Origin of the sequence: Streptomyces sp. NPDC085460 (assembly GCF_044541975.1) — a bacterium.
Lineage (GTDB): Bacteria > Actinomycetota > Actinomycetes > Streptomycetales > Streptomycetaceae > Streptomyces.
The window spans coordinates 454,600-470,168 of the sequence record NZ_JBITTO010000002.1 but is presented as its reverse complement, the minus strand read 5'-3'; the positions used below and the strand labels follow the sequence as shown (position 1 = coordinate 470,168).

Sequence of the window (15,569 nt, the reverse complement as noted above, 5' to 3'; positions counted from 1 at the left end):
CCGCAGTGACCTGCGTCTATGGAAAACGGGAGCTAGAAGACGTCGCCGGGGACGTAGGTGCCCCAGACCTCGCGCAGGGCGTCGCAGACCTCGCCGACCGTGGCGCGGGCCTTGAGCGCGTCCTTCATCGGGTAGAGGACGTTGTCGGTGCCCTCGGCCGCCTTCTTCAGGGCGGTGAGCGCGGCCTCGACGGCCCGCTGGTCGCGCCCGGCCCGCAGCTCGGCGAGGCGGTCGGCCTGCTGGGCCTCGATGGCCGGGTCGACGCGCAGCGGCTCGTAGGGCTCCTCGACGTCGACCGTGTAGCGGTTGACGCCGACGACGACCCGCTCGCCGGAGTCGGTCTCCTGCGCGATGCGGTACGCCGAGCGCTCGATCTCGTTCTTCTGGAAGCCGCGCTCGATGGCGCTGACCGCGCCGCCCAGCTCCTCCACCTTCGCCATCAGCTCCAGCGCGGCGGCCTCCACGTCGTCGGTCATCTTCTCGACGACGTACGACCCGGCGAAGGGGTCCACGGTGGCGGTCACGTCGGTCTCGTAGGCGAGGACCTGCTGGGTCCGGAGCGCGAGCCGGGCGGACTTGTCCGTCGGCAGGGCGATGGCCTCGTCGAAGGAGTTGGTGTGCAGGGACTGCGTCCCGCCGAGCACGGCGGCGAGGCCCTGGACGGCGACCCGGACCAGGTTGACCTCGGGCTGCTGGGCCGTCAGCTGCACGCCGGCGGTCTGCGTGTGGAAGCGGAGCATGAGCGACTTGGGGTTCCTCGCGCCGAACTCCTCCTTCATGACCCGCGCCCAGATCCGGCGGGCGGCGCGGAACTTCGCGACCTCCTCCAGGATCGTGGTCCGGGCGACGAAGAAGAACGACAGGCGGGGGGCGAAGTCGTCCACGTCCATGCCGGCGGCGACGGCGGTGCGGACGTACTCGATGCCGTCGGCGAGGGTGAAGGCGATCTCCTGCGCGGGCGAGGCCCCGGCCTCGGCCATGTGGTAGCCGGAGATGGAGATGGTGTTCCACTTCGGGATCTCGGCCCTGCAGTACTTGAAGATGTCCGCGATGAGCCGCAGCGAGGGCTTCGGCGGGAAGATGTACGTGCCGCGGGCGATGTACTCCTTCAGCACGTCGTTCTGGATCGTGCCGGTCAGCCGGTCGGCGGGCACGCCCTGCTCCTCGCCGACCAGCTGGTACATGAGGAGCAGCAGGGCGGCGGGGGCGTTGATCGTCATCGACGTGGAGACCTTGTCCAGCGGGATCCCGTCGAACAGCACGCGCATGTCGTCGACCGAGTCGATCGCCACGCCGACCTTCCCGACCTCGCCGCTCGCGATCGGCGCGTCCGAGTCGTGGCCCATCTGGGTGGGCAGGTCGAAGGCGACGGACAGGCCCATGGTGCCGTTGGCGATCAGCTGCTGGTAGCGGGCGTTCGACTCCACGGCGGTGCCGAAGCCGGCGTACTGCCGCATCGTCCACGGGCGGCCCGTGTACATCGTCGGGTAGACGCCGCGGGTGAAGGGGTACGCGCCCGGTTCGCCCAGTTTCTCCGCCGGGTCCCAGCCCTCCAGCGCCTCCGGGCCGTACACCGGCTCGATGGGCAGCCCCGACTCCGACTCGCGCGCCATTGCTTGTGCCTTCCGATCGTGCTGCCGCCGCGTCCCGGCGGTTCCGGCCCTCGCGACGGACTGTAGTGGCGGGTGTGCGGCCCGGTGGAGAACAGCACGCTGGGACCTTTTTCACAGCGTGAACGCTCCTGTCCGCGCACGTGCGCAACCGGAGGCGGACGGGAAGCATCCCTATGGGCACAGTCATTCCCCGGGGGGCATCCATGAAGCGTTCTTCCGCCATACGCAGAGCCGTTCTCGCCACGGCCGCCGTCGCACTCGCCGTCACCGGCTGTACGGCCCAGGCGGTCGGTGCGGGCGGGTCGGGCGGGTCCGGCGGGTCGGGCGGGTCGGACGGCAAGCCGCCGTCGCCGGCCACGGCCTCGGCGACGGCCCCGGCGACGCCCGCGCCCTCGTCCCCGGCTCCGTCGTCGTCCTCGCCGGCCGCGTCCACGCCGGCTCCGGCGCCCTCGGCGGAGGTGCTCATGAAGGACGGGGACGAGAACGAGCAGGTGCGGGAGCTCCAGGCGCGGCTGCGGCAGCTGGACCACTTCGACCGGGCGCCGACCGGTTTCTACGGCACGATCACGGCGAAGGCGGTCACGGGCTTCCAGGAGAAGCGGGGGCTGCCGGGGACGGGTTCGGTGGACGAGGCGACCTGGCAGCGGCTGCTCGCCGTGACGAAGAAGCCGACGGCGGACGAGCTGAAGCCGTCCACCACCAACGAGCTGGACACGCCCGACGCCCGCTGCATGACCGGCCGGGTGCTCTGCGTCAGCAAGGAGAGCCGGACCCTGGCCTGGATGATCGACGGCGAGGTGGTCTCCTCCATGGACGTGCGCTTCGGCTCGGAGAACACGCCGACCCGTGAGGGCGTCTTCCTGGTCGACCGCAAGGTCCGTGACGACTGGTCGAAGCTGTACCACACGCCGATGCCGTACGCGATGTACTTCAGCCGGGGCCAGGCGGTGCACTACTCGTCGGACTTCGCGGCGCGCGGCTACAACGGCGGGTCGCACGGCTGTGTGAACGTCCGGGACAGGACGAAGCTCGCGGCCCTCTTCGACCAGGTGAAGGTCGGCGACAAGGTCGTCGTCCACTGGTAGGGGGACCGCGAACCGGCGGGAAGAAGGGGCGCGGGTGGGACCGGGGGAACGTGTCCCACCCGCGCCGGGTGCGCGGAGCCGTAGGTACGGGGGGAACCCCGGCTCACTGCGCGGCCGATGACCAGTCGGCTCACTCTGTACTGCGCCGGCGGGCCCGAAAGTGTCACACCCCCGTTTCGGGGGCTCCCGTCGGGCAGAGCGCGAGGGCCGTGACGGGCGCCCAGGACACGGTGGGGCGGTGCTTCGTCCGGCCCCTGGGGCGGTCCTTCGGGTCCGGCCCGGCGCGGCCGCGCTTGCGGGCGGCGTCGGTGGGGACGGGGACGGTGCCGTGGGAGAGGTCGGGACGGTTCCGGTCCCCGGAGCCGCCGTCCTGCTCCTTGTCCTTCTCCTTGTCCTTCTCCTTGTTGCCGTCCTGCTCCTCGTCCTTCTCCGGCTTCTGGGTGTCGCCGTTCTTCCCGCCCGTGGAGCCGGTGTCGCTCCGGTCCGTGTCGCCGGTGGTTCCTCCGCCGAGGAGCCGGTCGCAGTAGGCGCGCAGGGGTTCCTCCGAGCGCAGCAGCTCGACGAGGCGGCGGCGGGCGGTCGGGTCGAGGCGGCCGGAGCGGTAGTCGCGGCAGGCGGCGGCCATGGCCTCGCGGCCGCCGCCGGTGCCGCTCGTGGCGGTGGGGCCGGCCGGGTCGCGGTCGGGCTTGTCCGCGCCCGGGGTGGTGGCGTCGGGCCGGGGGCTCGTGGTCGTACCGTCGCCGGACCGGCCCGTGGGGCTCGCGCCGGGCGCGGTCGTCTCCGTCGGCGTGCCGGGGTCCGCGCTGCGCGAGGGGTCGTCGTGCCGTTCGATGGCGGGGGTCGGCGCGCTCGGCCCGCTCGGCCCGCTCGGCTCGGGCGGTGTGGCGGTCTCGGCGGCGGTGACCGTACGGGCGGGCTCCTCGGTCAGCGGGAGCACTCCGGTGCTCGCGGCGACGGCGACGCCGCCGACGGTGACGGCGGCGAGCGCGGCGGCGAGCCCGTACCGCAGGGAGCGGCCCCACTGCCGGCCTCGGGCGGGTGCGGTGGTGAGCCGCACCCGCCCGAGGTCGGCGGTGGCGGCGGAGTCCGGGGCGGTGGCGGCGGCGGAGTCCGGGGCGGCGGTGGCGGCGGCCCGGGCCGCGGTGGCTTGGCGGAAGGCCGCGAGGGCGGCCTCCTCCCCGGCGAGCGGGACGCCGGGGGCGGGGGCGGCGGCGGTGCGGGCCGCGGTGAGGGCGTCGGTGAGGGCGTCGGCGCCGGCGCGGGCCGAGGGATCGACGGCGTCGACGGGCTCGCCGCGGAGCAGCCGCTCCGCGGCCTCCGGGTCGAGCCACTGGTACCGCTCGTCGGCCATCACATGTCCTTCTGCGTCCGCGGACGCCATTGCGTCACACCGCCGGGGGCTATGCGGCCCGTGTTCCGGCCGCGCTGGGGCGGCACCCCGTCGAGGGCCTGTCCGCCGTCGGCGGAGCCCGGGGCGGGCGTGTCGGCGGGGCCGTCGACGCCGAGGAGTTCGGCGAGTCGCTTCAGGCCCCGGTGGGCGGCGGTGCGGACGGCGCCGGGGCGCTTGCCGAGGGCCTCGGCGGCGCTCTTGGCGTCGAGGCCGACGACGACGCGGAGCACGACGGCCTCGGCCTGGTCCTGCGGGAGGCGGGCGATGAGGGCGAGCGTGTCGCCGGTGGCGAGGGCCTCCAGGGCCTCGCCGGCGGTGTCGGAGTCGGCGGGCTTGTCGGTCAGTTCGGTCTCGTCGCCGCCGGAGGCGGGCCGGCGGCCGCGCATCCGGATGTGGTCGAGGGCCCGGTTGCGGGCGATCCTGGCCGCCCAGCCGCGGAAGCGGTCGGCGTCACCGCTGAAGCGGTCGAGGTCGCGGGCGATCTGGAGCCAGGACTCCGAGGTGACGTCCTCGGCGTCGGCGTCGCCGACCAGCGTGCGCATGTAGCCCAGCAGACGGGGATGCACGGCGCGGTACACAGTCCGGAAGGCGTTCTCGTCCCCGTCCTGCGCAGCGAGCACCGCGGCCGTCAGCTCCGCGTCGTCCCCCAGCACTCCCCAAACCCTGTCCGTCGGTCGCGTTCTGCGCGCGCCAGCACGTCGGTCGCGTCGTCGGGGCCGGTCATCGCCGCCGAGTCCGCTTCGCGCTCCAGCACGCTACGTCGATTGCGGGCGTCGCGTCCACGCGGGTACGCCCACCTTGTACAACTTGCAACCTTCGCGTCCGGGGCGCGGGGGTGTGACAGAAACCGCACGACCGGCGCTGTAGGGAGTACGGAGCCGTGCTGCGGCTCCGTGGACGACGACCGGGGCCTCTCCTGTGGGGGGTGGCGGCCCCGGTCGTCTCCCTTTTTCCGGGCCGCCGTCCGCCCGATTTCTCCCATCGTCACGCGATACGACACATCACCCGAAAGAAGTCATGCCCTCCGACCGTCAACCACTCGTTGACAGTGGAGAAGTGTCAACCTAAGGTTGCCTCATGACGCATCCCGCAGTTCCGAACGTCAGCATCCGTCTCGACGAACTCATCGAAGCGATCAAGAAGGCCCACCCGGGCACGCTGGAACAGCTCTCCGGCGCGGTCATCGCGGCGGACTACCTCGGCGAGGTGGCCGACCACCTCATCGGGCACTTCGTCGACCAGGCCCGCCGCTCCGGCGCCTCCTGGACCGACATCGGCCGCAGCATGGGCGTGACCCGGCAGGCCGCCCAGAAGCGGTTCGTCCCCAAGGACCCGGACGGCGAGAAGATGGACCCGAACGCCGGGTTCGCCCGCTTCACCCCGCGCGCCCGCGGTGTCGTCGTCGCCGCGCAGAACGAGGCGATCGCCGCGCGGAACGCCGAGACCGTCCCCGGTCACCTCGCGCTCGGGCTGCTCGCCGAGCCCGAGGGGCTCGCCGTCCTGTGGATCAGGGAGCAGGGCGTCACCGCCGAGCGGCTGCGCGAGGCCGTCACGCCGACGCTGCCGCCGCCCGCCGAGGAGGTGCCGGCGCTCGTCCCGTACGACGCGGCGGCGAAGAAGGTGCTCGAACTGACCTTCCGCGAGGCGCTGCGGCTCGGGCACAACTACGTCGGCACCGAGCACATCCTGCTCGCCCTCCTTGAGCACGAGGACGGCGACGGCGTGCTGAGCGCCCTCGGCCTGGACAAGGAGACGGCCGAGCGGCAGATCTCCGAGCTCGTCGCCTCCGCCATGGTCGAGGCGCCCTCGGAGGAGTGAGGCCGCCAGGGGCGTGAGGTCAGGCGGTCCTGGCGCGGCGGGAGACCACCGCGCGCAGGACCCGGCCGCCCTCGACGGAGAGCTCGCGGGCCCGGCGCAGTCCGGTCGGGCCGTGGGCGACCGCGTCGAGGACGGCCAGCTGGCGGCGGAGTTCGCCGGCGTGCAGCGGGCCGTCCTCGGTCACGTCGTGCACGCGGTGCACGGCGAGCGCCGCGGCCGAGCACCGCTCGGCCCACGCGCGCAGGGGCGCCTCGGCCCAGTCGGCGGGGATCCCGTCGGCCATCGCGCGGACCATCGTGACGACCCCGCCGTCGCCGGCGGCCTCGCCGCCCGCGCCGTCCAGCTCGACGCGGACCTTGGCGACGGCCTCGCCCCAGGCGGCGGCGTCCGCGCGCGCGATCGCCGCCCACACGGGCCGCAGCACCTCGGCCCGGTCGGGGGCGAGCAGCGGCAGACACCGGTCCAGACAGGCGAGACCGGCGGCGGCGAGACCGCGCTCGTCGGTGCCGCCGATCAGTTCACGCGGGCTCCGGACAGTCTCCGCGGCCATGGCCACCTCCACCGGCTCACGCCGACTGGCGCTATGTCGTCACTTGGCGGCCGAAAGCATGCCAGTGGCCTTGGCGTGCTGCATAGAGGTCAGACGGCGGACGAACAGGATGGCGAGGACGCCGGCGGCGACGAGGACGAGGTAGCCGGCCACGGACCAGGCCGCGGCGGTGGTCAGCGCGTCCAGCGTCTCGGCCTGCTTGTAGAGCGTGCTGGAGAGGCGGTCCAGCACCAGCCCCACCACGAAACACGTCCACCAGGCGTTGAGCACCGTGAGCTCCCGGGCGCCGTCGGCGGCGTACGGGTCCTGGCGGCTCGCCCGCCAGACCTCCACGGCGATCTGGCGCGGGATCCACAGGTTGGCGAGCGGGATGAACCAGGCGCCGATGGCCCAGCCGGGCGTGCGGGTCTGGCTGTCGGGGGCGAAGACCCCGGCGTTCTGCCGGACCCGGTGGAACCAGACGATGAAGACGACGCCGGTCGCGACGGAGACGCAGGCGGCGAGGACCGCCAGCATGCTCAGGCCGGTCTCGGCGGAGAGGTACGCCTCGGCGGCGGCCAGCGGGTCGGCGAGGAACCACGCCTCGGTGACCGCGCTCAGCAGGAACAGGAAGATGTCGACGCCCAGCAGGGCCATGACGGCGTACGCCAGGCCGTTGGGATTGCGCAGCATGAAGGTTCCCCCCAGGAACACAGGTGATCGGAGCGGCCCTCCCCCGGGGGCCGGGCCGGAACCTATGCCATGCGGAACCGTCGCGTCCAGGGAAAACCCCAGCTCAGCCGCGTACCTTCGTCGCCAGGGCGCGGAAGTCGGGCCAGCTCTGGGTGGGTTTGCGGGAGTCCCAGACCTTCTGGGAGAGGGCCGCGAGCGGGAGGCGGATGCCGGCGGCGACCTGGTCCTGGGTCTGGGCGTTCGCGAGGTCGCACCAGACGGCGAAGCGGGCGCCGAGGATCTGCGCGTCGTAGCGGGCCGGCACCGGGGAGGTGCCGCGGAGGACCAGCGGGGTCCACTGCTCGTAGATGCGGCGGCCGGTCGGGTACGTGAACTGGTTGGGCTCGCCGAGCACGTAGTAGAGGTACTCGTCGTTGAGGTTCACCAGGTCGCGGCCCGCCTGGAGGTAGGGCAGCGGGGGCCGGGCGCCGAACTCCTTGCCCGTCCAGTACTCGACCTCGATGTCCTTCGCCGCGCTCACGACCCCGCCGGCGAAGAAGCCGTCGTTCCACGCCTTGAGGGTCTTGCCGGTCGGGCGGACGGTGGCGGCGCGGTCGTTGAGCCAGTCGGTGGCCAGGTCCTGGACGCGGCCGGACGGCCCGTACGCCTCCCGTGCCGCCCGCGCGAGCTGCGGGTAGCTGGCCTCGGGGTCCTTCGCCATCAGGGCCACGTACTCGTCGGCGCCGAGGTGCCAGTAGGCGCCGGGGAAGAGGGCGGTGTACTCGCGCAGCAGGTCGTCGACGATCCGGGCGGAGTCCGGGTCGGAGATGTCGACCGCGCCGCGCGGGGTGCGGCCGGTGGCGCTGACCAGCTGGAGGTCGGGGTGGGCGGCGATGACCGCGCCGAGGTGTCCGGGCGAGTCGATCTCGGGGACGACGGTGACGTGCCGGCTCGCGGCGAGCGCGAGGATCCGGCGGACCTCCGCCTTGGTGAGGTGCTGCTCCGAGACGACCTCGGGGTGCGAGTCCGACTCGATGCGGAAGCCCTGGTCGTCGGAGAAGTGCAGCCCCAGCTGGTTGAGCTTGAGGTCGCCCATCTCCCGGATGCGGTCCTCCAGCCAGGCGGCCGTGAAGTGCTTGCGGGCGATGTCGACGTTGAGCCCGCGCTGCGGCTTGGCCGGCCGGTCGGCGACGGTTCCCTCGGGCATGGTGCCGGCCGACCTGACGGACTGCTTGAGGGTGCGGGTGCCGTAGAAGACGCCGGCCTCGTCGGGTCCTGCGATCCGGACCCGGCCGTCCTTCACGGTGAGCGTGTACGACTCGGGGGCGCCCGTCCCGCCGAGGGCCAGCTCGACGTCGCCGGGGCCGGCCGCGGCCTCGCCCCGGTAGCTCAGGCCCAGCTCCTGGGCGATCAGCCGGCCCTCGTCGGCGAGGCCCGCGCTGTCCGCGCCGAGGACGACCCCGGCGCGCGGTCCGGGCTTCCAGCCGGGGCCGCGGGCCGGTTCGTGGGACCGGACGGCGGGGACGGTGCGGGGGGCGGAGGAGAGCGGGTACGTCCTGGTCGGCGTCGGGGTGGGGGTCGGCGTGGGGGTCGGCTTCGCGGCCGAGGTGGTCGCCGCCGGACCCGTACCGGAAGGGGCCGCGGAGGGGGAGCCCGCGCCGGAAGGAGCACCGTTCGAGCAGGCCGCCACGGTGGTCAGGGCCACCGCGGCCGCCAGGAGTGCCGGGCCTCGCAGGGGGCCCCGTCCGGAGTACCGCATCACACGGCATCCTCCCTCACCCCGGGCGGTCCGGCCATCCGGCGGCACCGGCCGAACGGAACCTCCGCGTCCATCACGCGTTCCCAAACTCTCCCGTCCGGGTGAAATTCGCGCACCCGTCGGACACTTCCCCCGTCCCGTCGATAACGTTGCGTCACGTCCACCCCACTCGTCCCGCCGTCCCGGAGCCCACGCTGACCAGCGACACCCACGCCCCCTGCCGCAATCCGGCTCCGGCGGACGCGCCTGCCATACCCGCCCAGAAGTCCTCCGGCGCCCCGCACGGCCTGCTGCTCCTCAACGCCGCCGCCCCCGCCGAGGCGGTCGGACTGCTGCTCTCCTGCTGCCACAGCCGCCGCTGGGCGGAGCGGGTCGCCGCCCACCGGCCCTATCCGACGGTGGACGCCCTGCTGGCCGCCGCCGAGGAGGCCGGGTACGACCTGACCGGGCCCGATCTCGACGAGGCGCTCGCCGCCGAGTCCTCCGCGCTGCCGCACCCCGACGCGCCGCCGGCCGCCAGGACCGCACTGCACGCCGCCCACGCCGCGTACGAGAGCCGGTTCGGCCACGCGTTCGTCATCAGCCTGAACGGGGTGCGGCCGGGCGAGCGGCTGGACGCCGTCCTCGCCGGGATCCGGTCACGTCTCGGCAACGAACCGGACGAAGAGCGGGCCGTCGCGGCCGACGAACTGCGCCGGCTCGCCCGCTCCCGGCTCGCCTTCTCGCTCGCCCAGGGACTCACCCACCGCCCCGCGGAGCTGTGATTCCCCCCGGAAAGGGCCGATTCCGTCCCGGACGATAGTCCGTCCGTGCCTGTTTGATCACACTGACGGACCCCGCGCGAGCGAACCGACAAGTCGTCGCTACGATGACCGGGGCCGGTGGACCGTACCCGGCCGGGCCAGACCGACAGAGAAGCCGGCCGGGCCCCGATCCCCGCTCCCGGAGGGTTTTTCCGTGCCGGCTGGAACGCTGTACCGCGGCCGGGAAGGAATGTGGTCCTGGGTGGCTCATCGAGTCACCGGCGTCCTCATCTTCTTCTTCCTGTTCGTACACGTGCTGGACACCGCTCTCGTCCGCGTCTCGCCCGAGGCGTACGACGAGGTCGTCGCGACCTACAAGACGCCGATCGTCGCTCTTCTGGAGTACGGCCTGGTCGCCGCCATCCTCTTCCACGCGCTGAACGGTCTCCGTGTCATCGCCGTGGACTTCTGGTCCAAGGGCCCGCGCTACCAGAAGCAGATGCTCTGGACCGTCGTCGGCATCTGGGTCGTGCTGATGGCGGGCTCCGTCTACCCCGTCCTCGGCCACGCCGCACGTGAACTGTTCGGGAGCTGATCTCAGACATGTCTGCTGACACCACCTCCGCGATCGGTCCCGTCGAGGGCGCCTCCTACGACGCGGACAACCCCGCCCCGTACATCGAGGCCCCCCGCAAGCGCACGGGCAAGACCCCGCGCGCGACCCGCGGCAACTTCGAGATGGCCGCGTGGCTCTTCATGCGCCTCTCGGGCGTCGTCCTCGTCGTCCTCGTCCTCGGCCACCTGCTGATCCAGCTCTTCCTGGACGGCGGCGTCTCCAAGATCGGCTTCGCCTTCGTGGCCGGCCGCTGGGCGTCCCCGTTCTGGCAGGTCTGGGACCTGCTGATGCTGTGGCTCGCCATGCTGCACGGCGCCAACGGCCTCCGTACCGTCATCAACGACTACGCGGAGCGCCCGAACACGCGCCTGTGGCTCAAGGGCCTGCTGTACACCGCCACGGTGTTCACCATCCTTCTGGGCACGCTGGTGATCTTCACCTTCGACCCGAACATCCGCTAGGCACGGGGCTGAGGTAACCACGCCATGAAGATCCACAAGTACGACACCGTCATCGTCGGCGCCGGCGGCGCCGGCATGCGCGCCGCCATCGAGGCGACGAAGCGCAGCCGCACCGCCGTGCTCACGAAGCTCTACCCCACCCGCTCCCACACGGGCGCCGCGCAGGGCGGCATGGCCGCCGCGCTGGCCAACGTGGAGGAGGACAACTGGGAGTGGCACACCTTCGACACGGTCAAGGGCGGTGACTACCTGGTCGACCAGGACGCCGCCGAGATCCTGGCGAAGGAGGCCATCGACGCCGTCCTCGACCTGGAGAAGATGGGCCTGCCGTTCGGCCGTACGCCCAACGGTGACATCGACCAGCGCCGGTTCGGCGGTCACTCCCGCAACCACGGCGAGGCCCCGGTCCGCCGCGCCTGCTACTCGGGCGACCGCACCGGCCACATGATCCTCCAGACGCTGTACCAGAACTGCATCAAGGAGGGCGTGGAGTTCTTCAACGAGTTCTACGTCCTGGACCAGCTCATCGTCGAGGTCGACGGCGTCAAGAAGTCCGCCGGCGTCGTCGCGTACGAGCTGGCCACCGGCGAGATCCACATCTTCCAGGCGAAGGCCGTGGTCTACGCCTCCGGCGGCACCGGCAAGTTCTTCAAGGTGACGTCGAACGCCCACACCCTGACCGGTGACGGCCAGGCCGCCTGCTACCGCCGCGGCCTGCCCCTGGAGGACATGGAGTTCTTCCAGTTCCACCCGACGGGCATCTGGCGCATGGGCATCCTGCTGACGGAGGGCGCCCGCGGTGAGGGCGGCATCCTCCGCAACAAGGACGGCGAGCGCTTCATGGAGAAGTACGCGCCGGTCATGAAGGACCTCGCGTCCCGTGACGTCGTCTCCCGCTCCATCTACACGGAGATCCGCGAGGGCCGCGGCTGCGGTCCCGAGGGCGACCACGTCTACCTGGACCTGACGCACCTCCCGCCGGAGCAGCTCGACGCCAAGCTCCCGGACATCACCGAGTTCGCCCGTACGTACCTCGGCATCGAGCCGTACACGGACCCGATCCCGATCCAGCCCACCGCGCACTACGCCATGGGCGGCATCCCGACCAACGTCGAGGGTGAGGTCCTCCTCGACAACACCACCGTCGTCCCGGGCCTGTACGCGGCCGGCGAGGTCGCCTGCGTGTCGGTGCACGGCGCCAACCGCCTCGGCACCAACTCGCTGCTCGACATCAACGTCTTCGGGCGCCGCGCGGGCATCGCCGCCGCCGAGTACTCCCACAAGCACGACTACGTCGAGCTGCCGGAGAACCCGGAGTCGCTGGTCGTCGCGCAGATCGAGAACCTGCGCAACTCCACGGGCACCGAGCGGGTCGCCGACCTGCGCCGCGAGCTCCAGGAGACGATGGACGCCAACGTGATGGTGTTCCGCACGGAGCAGACCATCAAGACGGCCGTCGAGAAGATCGCCGAGCTGCGCGAGCGCTACAAGAACGTGTCCATCCAGGACAAGGGCAAGCGCTTCAACACCGACCTCCTGGAGGCCGTCGAGCTGGGCAACCTGCTCGAACTGGCCGAGGTCATGGCCGTCTCGGCCCTGGCGCGCAAGGAGTCCCGCGGCGGTCACTACCGCGAGGACTACCCGAACCGCGACGACGTCAACTTCATGCGCCACACGATGGCGTACCGCGAGGTCGGCGAGGACGGCTCCGAGACCGTGCGTCTCGACTACAAGCCGGTCGTGACGACCCGCTACCAGCCGATGGAGCGTAAGTACTGATGGCCACCCCCGTTCTGGACAAGGTCGAGGCGGAGTCCGCCGCCTCCCCCTACATCACCGTCACCTTCCGGATCCGCCGCTTCAACCCCGAGGTCTCGGACGCGGTGGTCTGGGAGGACTTCCAGGTCGACATCGACCCGAAGGAGCGCGTGCTCGACGGTCTCCACAAGATCAAGTGGGACCTGGACGGCACGCTCACCTTCCGCCGCTCCTGCGCGCACGGCATCTGCGGCTCGGACGCGATGCGGATCAACGGCAAGAACAGGCTCGCCTGCAAGACGCTGATCAAGGACATCAACCCCGAGAAGCCGATCACCGTCGAGCCCATCAAGGGCCTCACGGTGCTGAAGGACCTCGTGGTCGACATGGAGCCCTTCTTCCAGGCGTACCGCGACGTCATGCCCTTCCTCGTCACCAAGGGGAACGAGCCGACCCGCGAGCGCAAGCAGTCCCCCGAGGACCGCGAGCGCTTCGACGACACCACCAAGTGCATCCTGTGCGCCGCGTGCACGTCGTCCTGCCCGGTCTTCTGGAACGACGGCCAGTACTTCGGTCCGGCCGCGATCGTCAACGCGCACCGCTTCATCTTCGACTCGCGCGACGAGGGCGGCGAGCAGCGCCTGGAGATCCTGAACGACAAGGACGGCGTGTGGCGCTGCCGCACCACGTTCAACTGCACGGACGCCTGCCCGCGTGGCATCGAGATCACGAAGGCGATCCAGGAGGTCAAGCGCGCGCTGATCACGCGTCGCTTCTGATCCCCCGGTACTCCGGCACGGCCCCGTCTCCCTTGAGGGAGGCGGGGCCTTCCGCTTGTCCGGGTTGTCCGGGGTCCTCGCTCGGCGTGACCGGGAGCCGGGTGGGTGTCAGCCGCCGACCAGGGGGACCAGCCGGAGGAAGACGACCTCCGTGGCCGGGCCGACCGTCACCCACTCCTCCGGGTCCTCGATCTGGCGGTCGCCGACCAGGACCAGGAAGCCGTTCCCGGCGAAGGCGTCCAGGGCGCGGGCGAGCGCGGCCCCGTACCCCTCCGGGCCGGTCTCCAGGGCGACCCGGCGGGCTATCAGCTCGCGCAGCCGCAGGCGCTCCTCGGGGACGGCGAGGGGCTCGGTCGCGGTGCGGGCGCCGAGGGTCGTCTCGTCGACGAAGGTGACAGTTCCCATGCCGACGAGCGTAGGGACCGCCACTGACAAACGGTCAGGCGTACCAGTGCGGGGCGGCCTGGTCCGCCTCCGCGGCGAGCATCACGCGGCGGAGCAGGTCGTTGAGGGTGGTGCGCTCGGCGGGGGTGAGGGCGCCGAGGAGGCGCTCCTCCTCGTGGCCGAGGACGTCCATGGCCCCGAGCCAGGTGGTGCGTCCGGCGTCGGTGAGCTCGACGACGACCCGGCGGCGGTCGGTGGTGGAGGGGGTACGCCGGACCAGGCCGCGCTTCTCCAGGGCGTCGAGGCGGCCGGTGACCGAGGCGGGGGCCAGGTCGAGGTCCTGGGCCAGCTCCGAGGGGGCGGCGGAGCCGCCGCGGCCGGCCAGCTTGTGCAGGGTGTCGAACTCGTGGCGTTCGAGGTCGAAGTCGAGGAGGGACTGCTCGCGGACCCGGCGGAGGTGGACGGAGAGCTTCTTCATCCGGGTGACCGCGCCTTCGACGACGGGGTCGAGCTCGGGCAGGACGGGCTGCCAGCGGGCCACGTGGCCGTCGGTCCAGTCCTGCTCCTGGGGCGCTGTGGGCTCCGGCTGGTTCATGGGGTGATCGTACGTGCGAAGCCTGGCCGGATCCGGACCGTGACACTTCGTTGCCGTATATTTCGATGCCGAATATTTCTGTGCCCGATATTTCGTTGCCACATCATTCGGCACCGAAATACTCTGCTTGTCATGCCCGCTGCCACCACCGTGCCCCCGGCCGTCCCCCACCCCCTGCGCACCCGCCCCTTCCGGCTGCTCTTCGCCGGGCGGGTGCTCTCGCTCACCGGCGACGCCGTCGTGCCCGCCGCGCTCGCCCTCGCCGTCCTGGAAGCCACCGGCTCCACCGGCGCGCTCGCACTGGTGCTCGCGTGCGCGATGGTGCCGAAGCTGGTGCTGCTGCCGGTCGGCGGCGTGCTCGCCGACCGCTTCGACGCCCGCGCCATCGCCCTCGCCATGGACCTCGTCCGGTGCGCCGCCCAACTCCTCGTCGGCCTCCAGCTCCTGAGCGGCAGCCCCGACCTGTGGCTGATCGCCGCCGCCTCGGCCGTCGGCGGCGCCGCCGGGGCCTTCGCCATGCCGACCGGCTCCCCGCTGGTGCGCGGGACGGCCGCCGCGGAGGCCCTGCACCGGGCCAACGCGGCCATGGGCATCGCGTACAGCGCCACCCGCGTGGGCGGACCCGCGCTCGCCGGCGCGCTCATCCTCACCGTCGGCCCCGGCTGGGCCTTCGTCCTCGACGCCGCCTCCTTCGCCGTCAGCGCCGCGCTCCTCGCCGTTCTGCGGATCGCCCCCGTGCCGGTCCCCCGCCGGTCCTTCGTCGCCGACCTGCGCGAGGGCTGGCGGGAGGTCAGGTCCCGCGACTGGTACTGGACCAGCCTCGTCGCGCACAGCGCCTGGAACGGCGCCGCGGCCGTCCTGGCGACCCTCGGCCCCGCGATCGCCGTGGACCGGCTCGGCGGGGCGGGCACCTGGGTGGTGCTGCTCCAGGTCGGCGCGGTGGGGCTGCTCGCCGGCTCGCTCCTCGCCGACCGCTTGAAGCCCTCCCGGCCCGTCCTCACCGCCAACCTGGCGCTCGCGAGCTACGCGCTGCCGCTGCTGCTGCTCGCCGCCGAGGCGCCCGCCGCGCTGGTCATCGGCGCGTACGGGCTCGCGCAGGCCGGCCTCGGCTTCCTGACTCCCGTCTGGGACACGGTCGTCCAGCGCGCCGTCCCCGAGCGGGTGCTGGCCCGGGTGGTCTCGTACGACTGGCTCCTCTCGCTCGCCGCGATGCCGGTCGGGTACGCGCTGGCGCCGCTCGCCGCCGACGCCTGGGGGCCGGGCGTCCCGCTGGCCGCGGCGGCCGTCGTGGTCGCCGGCTGCTGCCTGGCGACGGCCCTGGTACCGGGGGTGCGGCGGATCCGCTGAGGCGTTGTCGGTGGCGGGTT

At 72.5% G+C, this 15,569-nt stretch carries 16 protein-coding genes; 8 read left to right on the top strand and 8 right to left on the bottom strand.

What is annotated here, in order from left to right; all coding sequences use genetic code 11:
- Positions 1-32 precede the first annotated feature (32 nt).
- Positions 33-1,613 (bottom strand): methylmalonyl-CoA mutase, encoded by a 1,581-nt coding sequence (locus tag ACIGHB_RS06400; protein WP_399909974.1) that lies wholly within the window; start codon positions 1,611-1,613, stop codon positions 33-35.
- Between the two features lie 203 nt (positions 1,614-1,816).
- On the opposite strand from ACIGHB_RS06400, the gene ACIGHB_RS06395 reads away from it, so the two are divergent.
- Positions 1,817-2,698, top strand: a complete 882-nt coding sequence (locus tag ACIGHB_RS06395; RefSeq protein ID WP_399909971.1) for a L,D-transpeptidase family protein — start codon at positions 1,817-1,819, stop codon at positions 2,696-2,698.
- A 163-nt stretch (positions 2,699-2,861) separates the two neighbouring features.
- Here the strand turns inward: ACIGHB_RS06395 and ACIGHB_RS06390 are convergent, their stop codons facing one another.
- Both ACIGHB_RS06390 and ACIGHB_RS06385 read right to left on the bottom strand, forming a co-directional pair.
- On the bottom strand, positions 2,862-4,049 hold the full coding sequence (locus ACIGHB_RS06390) for a hypothetical protein (RefSeq protein WP_399909968.1): 1,188 nt from the start codon (positions 4,047-4,049) through the stop codon (positions 2,862-2,864).
- Positions 4,049-4,741, bottom strand: coding sequence for an RNA polymerase sigma factor (locus tag ACIGHB_RS06385; protein WP_360312489.1), 693 nt, complete (start codon positions 4,739-4,741; stop codon positions 4,049-4,051). Before ACIGHB_RS06385 ends, ACIGHB_RS06390 begins: the two co-directional genes overlap by 1 nt.
- 424 nt (positions 4,742-5,165) lie before the next feature.
- Here ACIGHB_RS06385 and ACIGHB_RS06380 point away from each other — a divergent pair, with 424 nt between their 5' ends.
- Positions 5,166-5,906, top strand: a complete 741-nt coding sequence (locus ACIGHB_RS06380; RefSeq protein WP_360312491.1) for a Clp protease N-terminal domain-containing protein — start codon at positions 5,166-5,168, stop codon at positions 5,904-5,906.
- Between the two features lie 19 nt (positions 5,907-5,925).
- On the opposite strand, the gene ACIGHB_RS06375 is transcribed toward ACIGHB_RS06380, so the two are convergent.
- The 3 genes from ACIGHB_RS06375 to ACIGHB_RS06365 form a co-directional block, all read right to left on the bottom strand.
- Positions 5,926-6,456 carry a hypothetical protein gene (locus ACIGHB_RS06375; protein ID WP_360312493.1) on the bottom strand — a complete coding sequence of 177 codons (531 nt, stop codon included), beginning with the start codon at positions 6,454-6,456 and terminating at the stop codon, positions 5,926-5,928.
- A gap of 39 nt (positions 6,457-6,495) precedes the next feature.
- Positions 6,496-7,128 carry a DUF4328 domain-containing protein gene (locus ACIGHB_RS06370; protein ID WP_360312495.1) on the bottom strand — a complete coding sequence of 211 codons (633 nt, stop codon included), beginning with the start codon at positions 7,126-7,128 and terminating at the stop codon, positions 6,496-6,498.
- Between the two features lie 103 nt (positions 7,129-7,231).
- Positions 7,232-8,866 (bottom strand): glycoside hydrolase family 20 protein, encoded by a 1,635-nt coding sequence (locus ACIGHB_RS06365; protein WP_399909964.1) that lies wholly within the window; start codon positions 8,864-8,866, stop codon positions 7,232-7,234.
- 149 nt (positions 8,867-9,015) lie between these two features.
- Between ACIGHB_RS06365 and ACIGHB_RS06360 the strand changes: the two genes are divergently transcribed.
- From ACIGHB_RS06360 to ACIGHB_RS06340, 5 genes are all read left to right on the top strand, one after another.
- Positions 9,016-9,630, top strand: a complete 615-nt coding sequence (locus tag ACIGHB_RS06360; RefSeq protein WP_399909961.1) for a 2-oxo-4-hydroxy-4-carboxy-5-ureidoimidazoline decarboxylase — start codon at positions 9,016-9,018, stop codon at positions 9,628-9,630.
- Between the two features lie 193 nt (positions 9,631-9,823).
- Positions 9,824-10,204, top strand: coding sequence for a succinate dehydrogenase, cytochrome b556 subunit (gene sdhC / locus ACIGHB_RS06355; RefSeq protein WP_388866141.1), 381 nt, complete (start codon positions 9,824-9,826; stop codon positions 10,202-10,204).
- Positions 10,205-10,212: 8 nt separating this feature from the next.
- Complete coding sequence (locus tag ACIGHB_RS06350; RefSeq protein WP_387273816.1) at positions 10,213-10,686, top strand: succinate dehydrogenase hydrophobic membrane anchor subunit; 474 nt, start codon at positions 10,213-10,215, stop codon at positions 10,684-10,686.
- Positions 10,687-10,710: 24 nt separating this feature from the next.
- On the top strand, positions 10,711-12,465 hold the full coding sequence (gene sdhA, locus ACIGHB_RS06345; protein WP_388866145.1) for a succinate dehydrogenase flavoprotein subunit: 1,755 nt from the start codon (positions 10,711-10,713) through the stop codon (positions 12,463-12,465).
- On the top strand, positions 12,465-13,223 hold the full coding sequence (locus ACIGHB_RS06340) for a succinate dehydrogenase iron-sulfur subunit (protein ID WP_388866148.1): 759 nt from the start codon (positions 12,465-12,467) through the stop codon (positions 13,221-13,223). The genes sdhA and ACIGHB_RS06340 overlap by 1 nt, the downstream gene beginning before the upstream one ends.
- A 108-nt stretch (positions 13,224-13,331) precedes the next feature.
- On the opposite strand, the gene ACIGHB_RS06335 is transcribed toward ACIGHB_RS06340, so the two are convergent.
- A complete protein-coding gene (locus ACIGHB_RS06335) occupies positions 13,332-13,628 on the bottom strand; it encodes a hypothetical protein (protein ID WP_388866150.1) in 297 nt (98 codons plus the stop codon).
- A 34-nt stretch (positions 13,629-13,662) separates the two neighbouring features.
- Positions 13,663-14,202: a MarR family winged helix-turn-helix transcriptional regulator gene (locus ACIGHB_RS06330; RefSeq protein WP_399909955.1), complete on the bottom strand. Its 540-nt coding sequence runs from the start codon at positions 14,200-14,202 to the stop codon at positions 13,663-13,665.
- 132 nt (positions 14,203-14,334) lie between these two features.
- Between ACIGHB_RS06330 and ACIGHB_RS06325 the strand changes: the two genes are divergently transcribed.
- Complete coding sequence (locus ACIGHB_RS06325) at positions 14,335-15,549, top strand: MFS transporter (RefSeq protein ID WP_399909952.1); 1,215 nt, start codon at positions 14,335-14,337, stop codon at positions 15,547-15,549.
- Positions 15,550-15,569 lie beyond the last annotated feature (20 nt).

Coding starts and splice junctions, on each gene's coding strand:
- ACIGHB_RS06400 (WP_399909974.1), bottom strand. CDS start 1,613: ATGGCGCGCGAGTCGGAGTCGGGGCTGCCCATCGAGCCGGTGTACGGC.
- ACIGHB_RS06395 (WP_399909971.1), top strand. CDS start 1,817: ATGAAGCGTTCTTCCGCCATACGCAGAGCCGTTCTCGCCACGGCCGCC.
- ACIGHB_RS06390 (WP_399909968.1), bottom strand. CDS start 4,049: ATGGCCGACGAGCGGTACCAGTGGCTCGACCCGGAGGCCGCGGAGCGG.
- ACIGHB_RS06380 (WP_360312491.1), top strand. CDS start 5,166: ATGACGCATCCCGCAGTTCCGAACGTCAGCATCCGTCTCGACGAACTC.
- ACIGHB_RS06375 (WP_360312493.1), bottom strand. CDS start 6,456: ATGGCCGCGGAGACTGTCCGGAGCCCGCGTGAACTGATCGGCGGCACC.
- ACIGHB_RS06370 (WP_360312495.1), bottom strand. CDS start 7,128: ATGCTGCGCAATCCCAACGGCCTGGCGTACGCCGTCATGGCCCTGCTG.
- ACIGHB_RS06365 (WP_399909964.1), bottom strand. CDS start 8,866: ATGCGGTACTCCGGACGGGGCCCCCTGCGAGGCCCGGCACTCCTGGCG.
- ACIGHB_RS06350 (WP_387273816.1), top strand. CDS start 10,213: ATGTCTGCTGACACCACCTCCGCGATCGGTCCCGTCGAGGGCGCCTCC.
- sdhA (WP_388866145.1), top strand. CDS start 10,711: ATGAAGATCCACAAGTACGACACCGTCATCGTCGGCGCCGGCGGCGCC.
- ACIGHB_RS06340 (WP_388866148.1), top strand. CDS start 12,465: ATGGCCACCCCCGTTCTGGACAAGGTCGAGGCGGAGTCCGCCGCCTCC.
- ACIGHB_RS06335 (WP_388866150.1), bottom strand. CDS start 13,628: ATGGGAACTGTCACCTTCGTCGACGAGACGACCCTCGGCGCCCGCACC.
- ACIGHB_RS06330 (WP_399909955.1), bottom strand. CDS start 14,202: ATGAACCAGCCGGAGCCCACAGCGCCCCAGGAGCAGGACTGGACCGAC.
- ACIGHB_RS06325 (WP_399909952.1), top strand. CDS start 14,335: ATGCCCGCTGCCACCACCGTGCCCCCGGCCGTCCCCCACCCCCTGCGC.